This is a genomic window from Clostridium sp. 1001271st1 H5 (assembly GCF_005845215.1).
Lineage (GTDB): Bacteria > Bacillota > Clostridia > Lachnospirales > Lachnospiraceae > Enterocloster.
Map to the genome: position 1 here is coordinate 1 of NZ_SPHO01000067.1, position 1,399 is coordinate 1,399.

2 protein-coding genes and 1 pseudogene are annotated in these 1,399 nt (G+C 54.6%); all 3 read left to right on the forward strand.

The window, feature by feature from the left end:
• Positions 1-7: 7 nt before the first annotated feature.
• Positions 8-100: a DUF3885 domain-containing protein gene (locus tag FGS84_RS30590; protein ID WP_279232867.1), complete on the forward strand. Its 93-nt coding sequence runs from the start codon at positions 8-10 to the stop codon at positions 98-100.
• Between the two features lie 27 nt (positions 101-127).
• Positions 128-907, forward strand: a complete 780-nt coding sequence (locus FGS84_RS30595) for a hypothetical protein (protein WP_006773003.1) — start codon at positions 128-130, stop codon at positions 905-907.
• 26 nt (positions 908-933) lie between these two features.
• Positions 934-1,399 (forward strand): annotated as a pseudogene (locus FGS84_RS30600) (spondin); the annotation flags it as partial.

A 1,399-nucleotide genomic window follows, 5' to 3' on the forward strand; every position in this document is an offset into this window, starting at 1 on the left:
ACAGAAGCTGCTATTGCCTCTCTATCATCAATTTCATGACTGGATTTTGGAATACGATCTGGAGAAGATTGACCAGATGTTCGCTCCAGCAAAAGAATGACTGCATAACAGAAAAGGAGACATTGCTATGGGACTTGATATTTACGCCGGGCCGCTGACCCGGTACTATTCTCACAACTGGAAAACTGTTGTTCAGCAGTGGGCGGAGGAAAACGGATACTCTTTCAACCGCATCACCCCGGACGGGGAACCTGCTGATAACGAGGAAGAAATGTCCCCGGCTGAGGTCCAGGCGGCGGTGGAGAACTGGCGGGATCAGATCTTGAGCGCCATTTCTCAGCCGGGCCAGCCCCCCTACGCTCCCTGGCTTGAAGATAATGAGAAACCTTATTACACCGACAAGCCGGATTGGGATGCCTTCGGCGCTATGCTGCTGGTGGCCGCCTGTCGTACATACGAGGAACCGGTGCCTTCCACCGTGGAGAAGGACTGGATCTTCGGGGAGCATCCTCTGGTCGCCCGCCTTGCATCAGATGAGGAGCGGGTGTGGTCCCTGTTTCGTGGGGCTACCTGGTGGCTCCCTCTTTCTGACAACTTTCTGTTCCAAGGGTCCTTGCCTACCGATGACACCGCCGCTATCGCCACCTTGGGCGGACTGCGGAAGGAGCTGGAAAAGCTGAACCAGCTGGCGTGGCAGGCCGATGAGGACACTATCCTTGGCTGGGCAGACACGGAGGGATACCCGGTAGACGGAACCGTAGACTCAGATGGACAGTACAGCAAGGCAGACATCCCGGAACACACCCAGTATGACACTCAATCCCTTGCCAAGTTTGCCTTCTCCATGTTCTGGCGGGCCATGCGGTTTGCCGAGGAGCAGCAGGTGCCTATCCTGCTTGACTATTAAAGAGAATTCGTCAGGGGGTGGAGACCGTGGAACAAAAACGGCCGGCAGATATAATTCAGGAACTTCTGGACTACCTGTGGAACGGCCTGGGCCTGGAGGAAAAGGGCTGGAAGCGTCTGAAAAAGGGCGACTTCAAAAAGAAAATGAAAAACGGGCTGACCTATCAGATCTGGTTTGACCGGAGCCGCTACAACTACATAGACTACGAAATCGGCCATGGGAATGTGGAGGTGGGCTTCAGCTGTATCATAAAGCAGGGAGATGACTACCTCTACTCTTTCAGAATTGAACCCACAACAGGCGGTTCATTCTTTCGGATGCTGACAGAGGACCTGCGGCTGAACACCGAGCTGCTGGACACCTTTCTGCCCCTGATCCAAGCCCACTACCTTGACTTTATCTCTCGCTTTGAGGTGGACCCAGCAGAGGCGCTCCAACCGGTCTGCGCCCCCTTTATCCAGCCGGAGGATTACAGCTGGTGCATTCATGTGC